This is a genomic window from Cronbergia sp. UHCC 0137, assembly GCF_034932285.1.
GTDB lineage: Bacteria > Cyanobacteriota > Cyanobacteriia > Cyanobacteriales > Nostocaceae > Cronbergia.
Genome location: NZ_JAYGHC010000002.1, coordinates 84,344 through 100,110, shown reverse-complemented (window position 1 = coordinate 100,110; position 15,767 = coordinate 84,344). Strand labels below are relative to the sequence as shown.

The window sequence follows — 15,767 nt, the reverse complement described above, 5'->3', positions numbered from 1 at the left end:
TATACAATAGCCACAAATCAAATGACTACAAAAGGAAGACAGGGTTTACCTCGCTTTATTACCACAGAAGCCATTTCACCTCACCATCAAGCTAGTTATCAAAGAGTTTGGGATGCAATCAGACCAGCATTTTCTAGTCGTGAGTCTAGTATCGGGTATTGGCGTTATCCTCTTTTTCTGCAAGTTGGCGATCGCCGCAAAGAACCAGATATACTTATCGTTGATCAACAGTGGGGCATAATAGTCATAGAAGTTTGTCCGGCAAAAATTGAACAGATTACATCAGTTAATCATAATCAGATTCAGTTTTCAGATAATGTTTTCCAAACTAATTATTCTCTAGACAATATTTCCAAATATATTCAAGTATTGCGTCAATATTGTGATCAAGAACCTATTAAAAATCCAGAATCAGATATTCAACAAAAAATAATTGGACGTACTTTAATTGCCTTCCCAAATATTAGTACAGAAGAATGGCAACAAAAAGGATTGTCAGGAACAGAAGAAGGTTTACCATTTATCTTTAATAATCAACTTGGTGAAGTTGGCTTGAGAAACCGTATAGAAAAAGCTCAAATTACTGTTACAGGTCAATCATTAAATGATAGTCAATACAAATCTCTTTTAAGTGTTATAAGTGGAACGTCTATTCTGCGTAAGTCTTTGGAAAAAATCGAATCTGCTGATAATCAAAGTCGTTACAATATATTAGCAGAAGCACAAAAGCTGATGTATGAATGGGATATTAAACAGGAATATATTGGTAAAACTATTCCACCGGGTCCACAACGAGTAAGAGGAATTGCTGGTTCAGGAAAAACTGTTCTTTTTAGTCAGAAAGCAGTGATTATGCACCTGAAACATCCTGAATGGAAGATAGCTTTTGTCTTCTTTACTCGTAGTTTATACGACCAAATTGAAAAATTATTTGAGGCATGGATAGAGCATTTTACAAATGGAGAAATTAAATATCAGAATTTACCTAATTCCAATTTAAGAGTTCTTCATGCTTGGGGTGCAAAAGATAGAGATGGTTTATATGGTGAAATTTGTAAACTTACAGGGACAAGAAAATTAAATCCAGGTAATACAGGAGAAAAAATTCCTAATCGGGGATTAGCTTATGGTTGTCGAGATTTATTAAAAAGAAAGCCAAATTTTAAACCTATTTTTGATGCTTTAGTTATTGATGAAGGACAGGATTTAATGACTGAAGATGATTTGAAATTTACAGCAGAGAATGGTGAGGATAAGCAGCCAATTTATTGGTTAGCATATCAATCATTAAAATCTGTTAGTGAGGATCAACCTCAGCAAAAACGCCTGATTTGGGCTTACGATGAAGCACAAACTATACATTCTACAGGAGCAGTTGCTCCAAAAGCAAAACAAGTATTCGGTAAAGAACTTAGTAGTATTTTAGGTGGTATTGGTGGTACTATTTATCCAGGGGGTATTCGTAAAGCTCATGATATGGAACGTTGTTACCGTACTCCTGGAGCTATTTTAACTGCTGCTTTTGCTCTTGGTACTGGTTTATTAAGAAAACAAGGAATCTTAAAACCTGAACGTATGAGGAAAGAAGATTTACAATCTATTGGTTTTGAAGTATTAGAAGGTAAGTTCAGCAGTAATGCTCCAATAACTATTACTAGACTTCCAGAAAATTCACCTAATCCTGTTCCTAGTATTTCTGATCATCCAGTTCTTAACTTTGAAACGTACAATTCTCGACAAGATGAATTTTTAGCATTATTAGAAAAAATTAAACATAATTTACAAAATGACCAGTTACAACCTAGCAAAAACATTTTAATTATTGCATTAGGTTATACGACTCCACCGTATTATGATGGTAATAACTTAGAAGAGTCTGTTTCTAAGTTTTTAATAAATTATGGAATTGATATTTACATTCCTAGTGCATTAAGATTAAATGATATTAATCCTCAATGGCCTCAGAATAACCGTGATTTATTCTGGTTTGATGGTGGTATAACCATTTCTAGAATTGATCGGACTAAGGGAAATGAAGCAGATATGGTTTATCTAGTTGGGTTAGATAACATTGCTAAAAATGAAAGCGATACAAAATTACGAAATCAATTATTTGTCGCTTTAACTCGCTCTCGTGGTTGGGTTGAGATTAGCGGTATTGGTGATTATCCTTTCTATGAAGAAGTAAAGGAAGTAATTGCACAAGGGAATACCTTTACTTTTACTCTTAAAGGAGTGACACCATCTGAAGATGCTAATGATGATTTCACAGAAGAAAATGAGCAAAATCTTTAATCGTTAGCAAGTAGGTTGGGTTGACGCAAGGAAACCCAACATTTATTCCATAATCTCTTCTATAATTCCTTGAATAGTAACTCCAAATTTTCCTACAAATCAATTGTGCTAAGACTTTATGAACTAATTAATTATAGTATCAGGATCTACACCAAGCGATCGCAAATATTCCGCTAATTTATCTGCCCGTTGACGCTCCTTTTCTGCCTGTTGACGCTCATTTTCTGCTTTTTCTGTCAAAGTTGGCAACCAGCCATCAGCATTATACCAACGTAACCATAAACCCTCTGTATTTTGATAACTTCCCTGCCATAAACCTAAACCCATTTCTATTTCTTGTAACCAAAAACGGTTATCTGGCAAAGCTACTGCTTGATAACGAGTACCATTAATTTTAAAGGCACGGAAGTTATTTTCATAACGGTCATATATCACATAATAGGGAACACGCAAAATGTTTTGATATACCTCCCATTTAGTTGGGGGTTTATTGACTTCCCTTAGAGTTTGTCCTAAGTCTTCTTGTTCTGTTCCTGGTGAAAGTAACTCTACTACTAAAAATGGAGCAATTCCTTCTTGCCAAACTACATAACTTAACCGTAAATCTTGCTGCTGGTTAGTATTAGCAACTCCCAATACCATATACCAATCAGGACGTTTATACCAGCCAGGATGTAGAGGATCATAATAAAGGTTTAGATCACTGGCAAGTAGTATTTCTTTGGATTTATAATTGGCTGGTTGACAAGTTTCTGTCAATAAATCAGCTTGTATACAATGAAATTCGTCTGGCAAACCTGATTCCCCTATTAACTCACTAGGTAAATCATACATTGTCGGCATCGTATCTTTCGGTGATAAAGGTGGATTTTTTTGATACATATTCCTTTTTAACCCTAACTTTATGAACTTGATACTCCTCTCCTAATTCTACCAGGCGATAGCTGCTCTCGCCGTAGGCATCCCCAATAACTTATACATTTATTTGTCAAATTTAGTAGAAAACGAATAATCGCTATAGTCCTGAATTAAAGTTACAATACGCAAAAAATTAATTATCAAAAATATTTTAAAAAAATGCGAACAATAGCCGAAATTAATGAAAAAATCAGCCGACAAAGTGCAGTAGTATGGACAGTCGAAGAACTAAAAGCAAAAGTCGCCCAAATCGGGATTACAAAAGCAGCTAAACAAGTTGACGTAATTACCACCGGCACCTTTGAACCAATGGAATCAAGTGGTGCAATACTTAATCTGGGACATACCGACCCACCAATTAAAATTCGTCGTTGCTGGTTAGATGGCGTACCAGCTTACTCAGGCTTTGGTGCAGTGGATTTATACTTAGGTGCTAGTTGTCCCGCTGAAGTCATAGACGGAGAAGAACTAAGAGAACGTGGAGGTGGCCATGTAATTGAAGACTTGATAGCCGATAAACCAGTACAAGTTAGAGCATTAGGACAAGTTACCGATTGTTACCCCAGAGCCACCTTTGAAACCACAGTTACCCGTGACACCATCAATCAGTTTTATTTATTTAATCCACGAAATCTTTATCAAAATTTTATAGTCGGAGTTAACGGGGGCGATCGCTCTCTTCATACCTATCTTGGACCCTTACAACCACGGGTAGGAAACGCCGTTTATTCCAATCCAGGAGCGATTTCTCCCCTACTCAACGACCCTAATTTACAACTTATCGGCATTGGTACCCGCATTTTTCTAGGAGGTGGCATTGGTTATGTAGCTTGGGAAGGCACACAACACTTCCCCCTACAAAAACGATTACCTAATGGTACACCCATTGGTCCAGCAGCAACATTAGCTTTAATTGGTGATGCCAAACAAATGGATGCTCGTTGGGTGCGGGGTTGTTACTTCAAAAGTTACGGGCCTTCCCTCATGCTCGGCGTAGGTGTTCCACTTCCTGTATTGAATGAGACAGTAATTAAACACTGCGCCGTACAAGATCAAGACCTAGTAGCCCCAATAGTAGACTTTTCCATTCCCCGGAGAGTCCGTCCCACCTTTGGTTTAGTCAGTTACGCCCAACTCAAATCAGGACGGATCACCATTGAGGGTAAAGCGGTACGAGTAGCTCCACTAGCCAGTATGTTGCGTTCCAGACAAGTAGCCCAAGAACTAAAACAATGGATTGAAGCAGGTACATTTACCCTCACAGAACCAGTTGCCTCGATCCCAATGGAACGTTCTTTTTTACCCCAAGACCGATGGACTGATTTTTAAAGGGCTACCCTTCCGGTGGTTTTGCCCGCTTAACAGGTTTAGGAAGGGGTGCTTTTGGTACAGGTTTAGATACCACCAAAGGTTCACCAGCTACCTTTTTAACTGGAGGACGTGGGGCTTCTCCAGGCTTTCTGGGGGGGAATGGTCTTCTACCACCACCACCACCAGCACGGGGTCCACCACCACCATTGAATGGCGGTCTGCGTTTTTTGGGCAAATCAGCGATCGCTTCGGCATTTTCCACAACCAACGCATCAGCATCTCGCTTAACTTTAAAATCCCAGAACTTGCCCACAGCCTTAGTTGTCAGCACACCCCGCAATTTCAACTTAAAATATTTTGGCTTATCAGTTGGTTTTCGTGGAGCTTGCTTAATTTTCACCACCAAACTTTTAGTCTCAAAAGACTGGTAAACTACTTCCCCACGTACAGAAAAATTTCCATCAGGAAGTTCTGAGGAAGGAATCGGGGTGTCGGTAATTTTTTCTTTGACAGGGACTTTATCCCCTAAAGCATAATCGGATGTCTCAAACTCTAGATAATCCGAATCTCCGTTATCCTCCTCAGTTAGATGTTTAGCCAGATTTTCCGGTTCCCAAACCCCAACAATTTGGATATGCAAAGAGTCATTTTCTTGGCGTGTACGCGGATAAACTACCCACAAATGTTCTTTTTCTAAATCTAAATGATTCTTGACCAAACTCATAATCCGACCCAAGAGGACGGCATTGAGTTCTACTCCATCAGGAGTAATTAGGGAACCTTGGGTAAACTGTTCGCTACTAGCATGATAGCAACCCCGAACTAAACCAATTGCTCGATACTGCATTGGTTCACTTGGGGGCGGAATCGGTTGCTGACGATTGACTACATGGCCATTAGAGTCACTCTCACTAGGGTTAACTGGTAAATTGTCACTTTTAAGAGACTCGGCTGCTACTGTATTAACATTAGTGGCTGTGTCAATTTTAGTCGGACTTTCGTTAGAAGCAGTAGAAATGGTCGATTCAGAAGACGGCATCAGGTCGGAATTCATAAAAACTCCTTGCGGCGGAGACACATCCCATTGTGGGACTTAACAAAGGTAAATGGAAAGAGCGTTTGTCTGACTGATCAAAGTATATTTCCTTTAATCTAGCCATTTAAAGAGCCCCGTGCCAACATAAAGGCGCGAAATTTAGCATTTAATACAGTAAATGTGCCATTTAACGCCTTTACTCTAGTTTCGGAAGCATAGCATAACTAAAATTTTGACGGATCTTCCTAAAGTCATCACTTATAGCAGGGAACATAAAACATAAAATAGGTTTAAAACTCTCTCTGTAGCTGAGTTTTAGCATTGATCTATGTTTTTGTTTACCTGCGAACTGCTATACTTTAACAGTGTAGATAGTTATTTGTTTTGACTGCTATATAAATCCTAAATTGCTACCAACCTCACCTAAGAGAACAGTAAGTAAGCTATATATACCCACGGCTAAAACTGGGAATAATTTAGCTGCTCTAACTGTCCATCAATAATTTACGGCATTTACATTATAAAATTCTGAAGAAAAAGACAGTATTCCGCAAAGTTTTAGAAATTTTTAGCTTGGAGGCATTTATGTAAAAATTAACTCCATGGGTAAATCATGAATAAAAATTAAATGTATAGTCTTACTCTAGAATTTATTAGTAGTTTAGCAGAAGGATAAGTTATTGTGTCAAAAACGCGCGATCGCTGGATAGTTCAGGTTATTTTAGTTCTGGCTGTTGTGGCTTTTGTTGGGGTTTCTCTAATCCCCATCCTTGGAGCTTTGAATAATTCCCCATCTCCAGCCCAAACCAATGCTGACAAAAATCAACCCCCTTCTAACCAAAGCTTAAAACTAGAAGATGAAGTTCGCGGTTATGAATTAGTTTTACAAAGAGAACCAGATAATCAAACAGCACTTAAAGGTTTATTACAAGCACGATTACAAATACTCAGCCAAAAGCCCAGAGGTGAAGTTAAGCCAGCAGATATTCAAGCGGTGATTGAACCTCTAGAAAAATTAGTTCAAATAAATCCAGAACAATCAGATTACGGAGTTTTATTGGCTCAAGCCAAGCAACAACTTGGTGATAAAGAAGGAGCAGCCCAGGCCTATCGTTCAATTTTAGCAATAAAACCAGGCGATCTAAAAGCGTTACAGGGAATGGTAAATTTGCAACTCAGTGAAAAACGTCCAGAAGCGGCAATTGGTCTACTCCAAGAAACTTTATCTACAGCTACCCAAGCAAATACTCTTCAACCAGGAAGTGTGGATATAGTTGCTGTACAGGTGCTTTTAGGCAGTGTTTATGGGTTTCAGAAAAACTATTCTAAAGCTGCCTCTGTATATGATCGAGCAATTCAAAAAGATGCCAAAGATTTTCGTCCTGTTTTAGCAAAAGCAATGTTACTCAAAGAACAAGGACAAGTTGATGAAGCAAAACCTTTATTTGATAATGCTTCAGCCTTAGCACCTGCTCAGTATAGAGACGAAATCAACAAAGCCGCAGCTTTACCAACTCCCACTGCTTCTCCCACTGCTTCACCGGAAAGTACACCCAATCAGTAAATTTCTAAACTTGTTTAAGATTCATTACCAAAGTAAGATACAGGGGAATTAAGATAGTCATAAAATTTAACTTTCTATTTTTCAATTTCCCAATCTTCTATTTTTAACCCTTCAACTCTGACAAATTCTTTAGTATTATGAGTTACCAAAATCAAATCATGAGAGAGTGCAATAGAAGCAATTAATAAATCATTATAACCAATAGGTGTACCAAGATTAGCTAACTGCGCCCGAATCTTACCTGCATTTAAAGCTGAAATATCATCTAAAGGTAAAGAAATAAATACTTCTAAAAATCGCTTGACCTTTGCCCACACTTGATTAGAGTTATCGCTTCTCATTGCTCCATAAAATAACTCTAACTTAACAATTGAACAAACAGCTATATTTTCTAAATCAGTATTTTCTAATTTACGGTGAATAATCCAATTTTCATTGAGATATTTGATACATACATTTGTATCTAGCAAATATTTCATAACAATTCAAACTCCTCTAAATCATTATAAACACCTTCTGAATCTACAGTTAAAGGAGTATCTTTTAAACAACCTGATGTTTCTTCAAAGAAATTAGCCGGCCACCCCTTTCCTTTAGGTAAGGCTTGATGCTGAGAATTATTAACAGGCTTTAAAATAACAGTAATAGTTAAGTCGGTGTTGGTCACATCTACAGGAATATCTAAATGTAATATTCCATCTTGTCCAATATGAGAGTTTAAAGTAATTGTTTGCATTGTATTTACATAGATAAACAGATTTTTCTGGAAAATTACACTTTTAATCAATAGGTGGAGAGAAAAAACCAAGTATTTAACAGATTGATGAGGTACAGAATCTAAATTAAAACCTATAGACAAAGCCAGTTTTTTTCCTGACTCCTGTACGGGTGAATGGCCGTTCACCCCTACCTCCTGACTCCTGACTTATCTAATTTCTATCACACTCAAAACCCATCTATTGCTGCGAGGATACCAAAGATCAGAAATAGAAACCCGCCTACGAAGGTAATTTGACGCTCAGAAATACGTCCTGCAATTAATTTACCACCGATAACAGCGATCGCTGTACATAAACTGTGTCCTAATATTGCACCCACTGTTACACCAATGGGGTTCTGACTGGCTGCTAAGGCAATGGTGGCTATTTGTGTGCGATCGCCCCACTCGGCCATAAATGTTAACACAAAAGCTTCTCCTAAAATTGCCCAGGCTGTTTTTTGCTTTAAATGTGCATCTGCTTCTTCTACTGCTGCTTTTGCTTCTTCTATCACTTCCTGACCCGCAAAAACAGGCATTTTATAAGCATCATAAAGCAGCTTTAAACCAAAGGCAATAAATAAAGTCACTTCGGCATAATGAATATAAACTTTTGGCAACAATGACACCACTTGTCCAAATATTACCGAAAGAATCGTCATTGCTGCTAAGGCTGCTGTCACCCCCATAAATACCAACTTTCGGGAGTGACGCATAGCTAGAATCACAGCGATAAAAAACGTCTTATCACCTAGCTCAGAAATTGTAATTAGTAATAAACCTGCTGTAAATGCTGTTAACACTCTCTCAAACTCCTAAAGGGTCATTTGCCTCTGTGGAGCTTCATGAGAGCTAAAAGACCTCACTGAAGCTCACACATTTTTCCATGTGAACTCAGTGAAGGTCTCGCTTTCAAATACTTAAATTATTTGCCATCTGAACCAGGTTCATCACCAGTATGTTGATTCAGATGTACTGGCTGTTAATATTTTGCCAGGAGCTACTCCCCTTCATTATTAGCCCCAATTATACATTTATCTCAACCAATAGTCAAGAAAATATATCAGGACTGGGAACACTATTTTTTCGCGCTCAGTCTGTAATGACGAATATCTATTTGTAGATATTTAAGGGCTTTTTTTAGAGGATGTTTGAAAAGTATCAGAATTAATCGAGATCCCCCCACTAAATTCCTCAAATTCACCCTTTTTAAGGGGGATTTAGGGGGATCTGCGGGTGTCATATCCCACAGGAAAAAGTTTCAAAACAACCTCTTAATGGCGATCGCTAAATAATCCGGATATCATCTTCATATATTTGTAGAAAGTAATTAGCATCTGCTTTTACTGCTAGAAAGATCGATATATATCTAGTGTTTGATTACAACAATAAAACCCTTAATTTTATACTTCACCGATTCAGAAGTAGGACTAAATATGGCAAATGTTAACCCCTCTCACGCAACAAAGCAACTTCTATGTGGATATTGCGGAATCATTTTTGGTGGCTTTGGATTACATAAATTTATTTTAGGTTACGCACCAGAAGGTTTTATCATGCTAGTTATTTCGGTGATTGGAGGTTCTTTAACCTACGGTTTTACTTTACTAATTATGCAATTAGTAGGTTTAATTGAAGGCATGATCTATTTAAATAAAAATCATGATGAATTTGTTAGTACATACTTTATAAATAAACAAGGTTGGTTCTAAACATTTATTCCCGGATTTCCCACAAGAAATATAGTTAGGAATCAAGAGTTCCGCGAAGACATTCCCCATAATCCTTACCCAAATTAGGTTTCAGACATTTTTGAAATATTATTTTTTGATGCAGTGTAAAAAACCGGAATCTAGATTTTATAAGACTTACGCAGGAGTTACTGAATATCGTATCGCTAAAGCGTTCACGTAGTGTGCCGTAGGCATAAGCTCCGCTAACGCGCAGTGCATACCGCAGAGGACAGGGAGACATAAGAATTTAAGAGTTTTTTTGCGTAAGTCCTATTTTGGAATAAAAAAGCAAATCCTAAGTTAAAATGATCACCTAAAGATTTAAGATGGGAATGCCATCTATTCTTGAGGAGTTGTTTTAGTCATGTCTAATACCAGTGATGCTAATAGCAAAAAAATTGCAGCCGGGATTTGCGCTATTCTTTTGGGAAGTCTCGGTATTCACAAATTTATTCTTGGTTATACAACCCAAGGTGTAATATTACTCCTAGCCACCCTCTTAACCTGCGGGATTGGTGGAGTTGTAACTTGGGTTATCGGGTTAGCGGAAGGTATTATTTACCTGACTAAATCCGATGAAGAATTTTTTAATACTTATGTAGCCAACAAAAAAAATTGGTTTTAATCAGCTAGTGTACAAGTGCTTAAATTATCTTCTCAAATTTTATCGTTTCACGGTAAAGTGGTTCGTTGGGGTATATTAGGATTCTGTAGTACACCCTTGATAGGCAGCTATTTTTATATTCATGGGTATAGAATCAGTTTTTTAGTCTGTCCCATTCGACACTTTACTGGTATTCCCTGTCCTACTTGTGGTATGACTCGCTCTTTTATGGCCGTGGCTCAAGGAGATTGGAATCAAGCATTTATAGAACATTTATTCGGCCCAGTTTTATTTATTAGTTTTGCGATTATAGTAATTCACATATCCTTGGAACTCTTGATAAATCGGCGAATTACAACCTTTTATTCTCGTCTACTCCCATACAGGAAATTACAAATATTCGCACTAGGCAGCCTTTTGGTATATCACGGTTTCCGGTTATACAACCTTTCTCAAAGTTCTGCACTTTATTATGGATTCATTAACTCGCCTTTAGCCCGCATTATCTCTCTATATGGTCTGTAAAATAAATTAGAAATGAACCGCAAAGGACGCAAAGAGCGCGAAGAAGGAAGAAGGAAGAAGGAAGATTTATTTACCCGTCAATCGGTTTTTGACAGACTACTAGATTAAGGATCATCCTCACCATGAAAAAAAAACAACTAATCTGGATAATATTTTTATTGTTGGGTTTTGGATATTACACCACAATGTCGAGTTGGGAACTGAATTATATCGCGAAAATCATAATTGCGATGTTGCCTTTACAAGCTGGCGCTCTGATCTATGTGACCTATGTTAACAAAAAAGCTAAAATTAATACTAAATAATTACTGATATCTAATAAATTTAATATTTTAAATCTTTAGTGATGGGTCTAAATTTCGTTATCTTCAAAGTAGAAACGCTTTTTCTCAGGCGTTTAAATTTCGTCGTGAATCCAAAAACCCATCATGCAACTTCTCCCGAAAACTCAGCTTTCCTTAGAAATTACCCCAACCCAGAAAATTATCTTAGATGTTGGCGGTATGAAGTGCGCTGGGTGTGTGAAAGCAGTAGAAAGACAGCTAACGCAACATCCAGGAGTGAAAAGCGTCTGTGTTAACCTAGCAACAGAGGTGGCAGTCGTAGATGTGGCGGTGGGAGACGTAGATGCAGATACCCTTGCACAAGGATTAACCGCAACGGGCTTTCCTAGCCAAATCCGCACAGCGAAAGGTAAAGTTGCAGAAGAAAAATCTGATCATGCTGCAAAAGTGCGCCAAGAGATGGTGACGGCAATTAGACAGTTAGTAATTGCTGGTGTATTGCTGTTATTGTCAGGAATTGGTCATTTTGGTGGCTCAAATTTGCCAATTTTAAATAATATCTGGTTTCACTGTGGACTAGCAACGATCGCTCTGTTGATTCCTGGTCGTCCAATTTTAGTAGATGGGTGGTTAGGTTGCCGCAGAGGTGCGCCTAATATGAACACTTTGGTTAGTCTGGGAACTCTTACAGCCTATACTACCAGTTTAGTCGCCTTGTTTTTCCCTGGTACTGGTTGGGAATGCTTTTTTGATGAACCAGTAATGATGCTGGGTTTTATTTTGTTGGGGCGGACTTTAGAAAAGCAAGCTAGAGGTCGTGCTGCTGCCGCTTTTAGGCAGTTGTTAGCTCTTCAACCCCAAACCGCCAAATTGATCGCTAACCCAGACTCAGAGCAGTTAGGGACGGATATTATTGAGATTCCTGCCGAACAGGTGCGGGTCGGTGAGTGGTTACAGGTGCTACCAGGAGACAAAATTCCCGTTGATGGTGAGGTGCGTTTTGGACAAACAACGGTGGATGAGTCGATGTTGACTGGGGAATCAGTACCAGTAATTAAGCAAAGAGGAGATGTTGTCACGGCTGGAACGATTAACCAAACGGGAGCGATCGCTATTCAAGCCATCCGTACAGGAGATGATACAACTTTAGCCCACATTGTCGCCTTGGTGGAAACTGCCCAAACTCGCAAAGCCCCAGTCCAGAAGTTAGCGGATACGGTATCAGGTTATTTTACCTACGGCGTATTAACAGCAGCTTTATTAACCTTTGTTTTTTGGTACTTTTTTGGTACACAAGTTTGGACAGAAGTTAGTACAGCCAGTGTTGCCAGTGGGATGGAAATGATGGGACACTCGGCAGTCACGACAAATCACTCACCCCTGTTAATTAGTTTAAAATTAGCGATCGCTGTGATGGTAGTCGCCTGTCCCTGTGCTTTAGGACTAGCAACTCCTACAGCCATTCTTGTTGGTACAGCCTTGGGTGCAGAACGGGGACTGTTAATTAAAGGTGGTGACGTTTTAGAAAAGGTACATCAGCTAAACACGATAGTTTTTGATAAAACAGGCACTCTTACCACAGGTAACGCCACTGTCACAGATTGTTTTTTACTTCCAAATCAAGAGCATATTTCCCCCGATTCCCTGCTCCAACTAGCCGCAGCCGTTGAAAGTGGAACACATCACCCCCTATCTACAGCAATTCGCCAAGCAGCCCAGGGGCAAAATTTAGCTATTGCCAACGCCGTAGATTTTCACACCGAGCCGGGAATGGGTGTATCTGCGGTGGTAGAAGGTGCAATAGTGCTATTGGGGAATTGGGAATGGTTGAATTGCCATGGAATTACTATCAGTGAAACCGCCCAAGAGCAAGCCCACAGATTAGCCAGCGAGGGGAAAACTGTTGTCGGTGTCGCTGTTGATGGCAATTTAGCCGGATTAATTGCTGTCAGTGATACTCTGAGAATAGATGCTAAAACTACCGTAGACAAATTGCGGCAAATGGGGTTAAGGGTAATGATATTGAGTGGCGATCGCCCGGAAGCTGCTAGTGCGATCGCTCAACAACTAGGACTAGATAGCACAGATGTCATGGCCGGTATCCCACCGTCCAAAAAAGCACAAGCCATAGAATCTCTTCAAAACAACAGCAATCAGCCCTCAATCGTCGCCATGGTAGGCGATGGAATTAATGATGCTCCGGCTCTATCCCAGGCAGATGTAGGAATTGCTTTACGCTCCGGCACAGACGTGGCCATGGAAACAGCCGAAATTGTCTTAATGCGAGATTACCTCAGTGATGTCGTTGAATCCATTCAGCTAAGTCGTGCCACTTTCAACAAGATTCGACAAAATTTATTCTGGGCTTTTGCGTATAATACCATTGGTATCCCCTTAGCTGCGGGCGTATTATTACCCAAATTTGGTTTTGTCCTCAGTCCATCCAGTGCCGCCGCTTTGATGGCTTTTAGTTCAGTTAGTGTCGTAACTAACTCCATTTTATTAAGGCAATTTACCCGATAAATCAAGATATTTGCCTTGAATTGCATTGTTTTTAGGTTAATGCCTAGATTAGGTTTCAGGGTGAATTTACTGTTTATTCAAGTATCGTAGATATTATACATTTGGGAACAAAAGTAGCATAATTATATTGTCATAATGTACCAGTTTCATCTATAATTTTGACACCGTTTAATTCTGAATTAAACACGAGGGGGCATCAGTGTGGTAAAAAAATAATAATCCCAGAATATTGATTCATTAAATTTCAAACAAATTGAGTAAGTATTTATCAATGTCAGCAGAACCCCAAGAAAACCATCTATTGATTATTGAAGATGATCAGGGGCGCAAAGAATTTCCTCTGAGTAATCCAGTATATTCAATTGGTAGAGACCGTAATTGCAACATTCGCCTAATGTCGCAGTTTGTCTCCCGCCACCATGCCACCTTAGTAAGATTACCTCGACCAAACAATAATAATAACTATTATTACCGAATTGTAGATGGTGATGCCAAAGGCAAAGCCAGTTCCAACGGCTTAATGATTAACGGACGGAAAATACCCGCTCATGACCTCAAAAATGAAGATGAGATAGTTTTCGGTCCCCAAGTACGTGCTATTTATTATTTCCTAGAAAATACTGAGCATTTAGGTCAAACTGATGCTAGTGAGTATGATATTACATTAATCAACCCTGGCATGACAGACGATTTCGATGAATAAAAATGATCATTGGCATAAGGCAGGAGGCAGGGGGGCGTATTGCAATACGCCTCTACTTTGGTTTTATTGTTCTTGAGTGCAATTAATTTCACTCGACTACTTATCCTACAAAACTTTCAATTAGATGCCAATTTCGGTTCTGTTCAATTGCTTGTTTAACAAATTCAAACACTTGTTGGCAATGATTATGTAGTTGAAGTGGTAATTCTTCATTTTTGATCACAATACTGATGCGAGTTTCCGTCTCCGTAGCCGTTGATTTATCAATCAATACCTCCACCGCAACTAATTTAGAAAAAGTAACATGACCAGGAATTTCACGAGCCATAATGTAGTCAGATGTGTAGTATTGAACATCCAACTGACAGTCTTCTAAGAGTTCTATAATTAAACCCTGAAGATGTTCAATGGAAACCGAAACGATAAATGAACAGGTATAGCGAGCCATAATAGCCCCACGTCTTGCAACAATCAATCCATCCTATAATACCTAAGCATTTAAAAATTAAATTGTTAAAAATTCATGGAAAGTTGATGAAAAAGGCTAAAATAGTGGTTTGATTGAGGTAAACAATGAAAATAGCAATTACTGGAGCAACGGGTTTTATCGGGAGTCATTTAGTAAATAAACTTAATAAACAAGGGCATGAACTGGTTATATTAACGCGGAATACTAACTTTGCCCAAAAGGTTTTTCCCAGACAAGCTTTCCCAAATTTAGAAATTATAGCCTATACTCCTGGTGTTTCTGGTTCTTGGCAAGATGCCCTTACAGGTTGTGATGCTGTGGTGAATTTAGCGGGAGAACCTATTGCTGAAGCACGTTGGACACCAGAACATAAACAGGACATTCTCAACAGTCGCAAACTCGGTACAGAGAAAATAGTGGAAGCTATAACCAAGGCTAATCCCCGTCCCCAAGTTTTAGTTAACGCTTCGGCTATTGGCTACTATGGCACAAGTGAAACTGCTATTTTTGATGAAACTAGCCCTTCTGGTGAAGATTTTTTGGCACAAGTCTGTCAAGAATGGGAGGCGGAAGCTAGTAAGGTGAGAGACGCTGGTGTGCGTTTAGTAATTTTGCGTTTTGGTATTGTTTTAGGAAATGGTGGTGCTTTAGGCAAAATGATTACTCCCTTTAAACTTTTTGCAGGTGGACCAATTGGTAGTGGTCGGCAATGGTTTTCATGGATTCACTTGGAAGATATAGTAAATTTAATTATCCAAGCTTTAACTAATTCTGAAATGGCAGGTGTGTTTAATGCTACCGCGCCTAATCCTGTGCGAATGACAGATTTGAGTACAATTATGGGACAGGTCATGAATCGTCCTTCTTGGTTGCCTGTGCCGTCTTTTGCCATAGAAGCTATATTAGGAGAGGGGGCAATAGTTGTTTTACAAGGGCAACAAGTCTTACCTAAACGCACTTTAGCCGCAGGTTTTGAGTATCAGTATCCAAATTTGCCCTCTGCACTTGAGCAAATCCTGACATAAACTTATAGTTTTTGAGAGCG

General features: G+C 38.9%; 15 protein-coding genes. 9 read left to right on the top strand and 6 right to left on the bottom strand.

Annotated features, from left to right (window positions below):
• Window positions 1–21 precede the first annotated feature (21 nt).
• Window positions 22–2,295, top strand: a complete 2,274-nt coding sequence (locus VB711_RS01210; protein WP_323283852.1) for a DEAD/DEAH box helicase — start codon at window positions 22–24, stop codon at window positions 2,293–2,295.
• Window positions 2,296–2,418: 123 nt separating this feature from the next.
• On the opposite strand, the gene VB711_RS01205 is transcribed toward VB711_RS01210, so the two are convergent.
• Window positions 2,419–3,177, bottom strand: a complete 759-nt coding sequence (locus VB711_RS01205) for a Uma2 family endonuclease (protein WP_323283851.1) — start codon at window positions 3,175–3,177, stop codon at window positions 2,419–2,421.
• A 195-nt stretch (window positions 3,178–3,372) separates the two neighbouring features.
• Here VB711_RS01205 and VB711_RS01200 point away from each other — a divergent pair, with 195 nt between their 5' ends.
• Window positions 3,373–4,542 carry a homocysteine biosynthesis protein gene (locus VB711_RS01200; protein WP_323283850.1) on the top strand — a complete coding sequence of 390 codons (1,170 nt, stop codon included), beginning with the start codon at window positions 3,373–3,375 and terminating at the stop codon, window positions 4,540–4,542.
• A 4-nt stretch (window positions 4,543–4,546) separates the two neighbouring features.
• Here VB711_RS01200 and VB711_RS01195 read toward each other — a convergent pair whose 3' ends face one another.
• On the bottom strand, window positions 4,547–5,578 hold the full coding sequence (locus VB711_RS01195) for a hypothetical protein (protein WP_323283849.1): 1,032 nt from the start codon (window positions 5,576–5,578) through the stop codon (window positions 4,547–4,549).
• A gap of 664 nt (window positions 5,579–6,242) precedes the next feature.
• Here VB711_RS01195 and VB711_RS01190 point away from each other — a divergent pair.
• Window positions 6,243–7,124, top strand: coding sequence for a Tfp pilus assembly protein PilF (locus VB711_RS01190; RefSeq protein WP_323283848.1), 882 nt, complete (start codon window positions 6,243–6,245; stop codon window positions 7,122–7,124).
• 74 nt (window positions 7,125–7,198) lie between these two features.
• Here VB711_RS01190 and VB711_RS01185 read toward each other — a convergent pair whose 3' ends face one another.
• Genes VB711_RS01185 through VB711_RS01175 form a run of 3 tightly spaced genes read right to left on the bottom strand, consistent with a single transcriptional unit; the run spans window position 7,199 to window position 8,684 of the window.
• On the bottom strand, window positions 7,199–7,603 hold the full coding sequence (locus tag VB711_RS01185; RefSeq protein WP_323283847.1) for a PIN domain-containing protein: 405 nt from the start codon (window positions 7,601–7,603) through the stop codon (window positions 7,199–7,201).
• Entirely contained in the window at window positions 7,600–8,028 is a 429-nt protein-coding gene (locus VB711_RS01180) for a hypothetical protein (protein ID WP_323283846.1), read from the bottom strand. The genes VB711_RS01185 and VB711_RS01180 overlap by 4 nt, the downstream gene beginning before the upstream one ends.
• Before the next feature lie 41 nt (window positions 8,029–8,069).
• A complete protein-coding gene (locus VB711_RS01175; RefSeq protein ID WP_323283845.1) occupies window positions 8,070–8,684 on the bottom strand; it encodes a TMEM165/GDT1 family protein in 615 nt (204 codons plus the stop codon).
• A 633-nt stretch (window positions 8,685–9,317) separates the two neighbouring features.
• Here VB711_RS01175 and VB711_RS01170 point away from each other — a divergent pair.
• The 5 genes from VB711_RS01170 to VB711_RS01150 all read left to right on the top strand — a co-directional run bounded on the left by VB711_RS01170 (window position 9,318) and on the right by VB711_RS01150 (window position 14,253).
• Window positions 9,318–9,593, top strand: a complete 276-nt coding sequence (locus tag VB711_RS01170) for a hypothetical protein (RefSeq protein WP_323283844.1) — start codon at window positions 9,318–9,320, stop codon at window positions 9,591–9,593.
• 385 nt (window positions 9,594–9,978) lie between these two features.
• Window positions 9,979–10,239 carry a TM2 domain-containing protein gene (locus VB711_RS01165; protein WP_323283843.1) on the top strand — a complete coding sequence of 87 codons (261 nt, stop codon included), beginning with the start codon at window positions 9,979–9,981 and terminating at the stop codon, window positions 10,237–10,239.
• A 15-nt stretch (window positions 10,240–10,254) separates the two neighbouring features.
• On the top strand, window positions 10,255–10,743 hold the full coding sequence (locus tag VB711_RS01160) for a DUF2752 domain-containing protein (RefSeq protein ID WP_323283842.1): 489 nt from the start codon (window positions 10,255–10,257) through the stop codon (window positions 10,741–10,743).
• A gap of 428 nt (window positions 10,744–11,171) precedes the next feature.
• A complete protein-coding gene (locus tag VB711_RS01155; protein ID WP_323283841.1) occupies window positions 11,172–13,550 on the top strand; it encodes a heavy metal translocating P-type ATPase in 2,379 nt (792 codons plus the stop codon).
• A 271-nt stretch (window positions 13,551–13,821) separates the two neighbouring features.
• Window positions 13,822–14,253: an FHA domain-containing protein gene (locus VB711_RS01150; protein ID WP_323283840.1), complete on the top strand. Its 432-nt coding sequence runs from the start codon at window positions 13,822–13,824 to the stop codon at window positions 14,251–14,253.
• A 100-nt stretch (window positions 14,254–14,353) separates the two neighbouring features.
• On the opposite strand, the gene VB711_RS01145 is transcribed toward VB711_RS01150, so the two are convergent.
• Window positions 14,354–14,701: a hypothetical protein gene (locus VB711_RS01145; RefSeq protein WP_323283839.1), complete on the bottom strand. Its 348-nt coding sequence runs from the start codon at window positions 14,699–14,701 to the stop codon at window positions 14,354–14,356.
• Window positions 14,702–14,826: 125 nt separating this feature from the next.
• Here VB711_RS01145 and VB711_RS01140 point away from each other — a divergent pair, with 125 nt between their 5' ends.
• Window positions 14,827–15,747: a TIGR01777 family oxidoreductase gene (locus tag VB711_RS01140; RefSeq protein WP_323283838.1), complete on the top strand. Its 921-nt coding sequence runs from the start codon at window positions 14,827–14,829 to the stop codon at window positions 15,745–15,747.
• The last annotated feature ends 20 nt before the right edge of the window (window positions 15,748–15,767 follow it).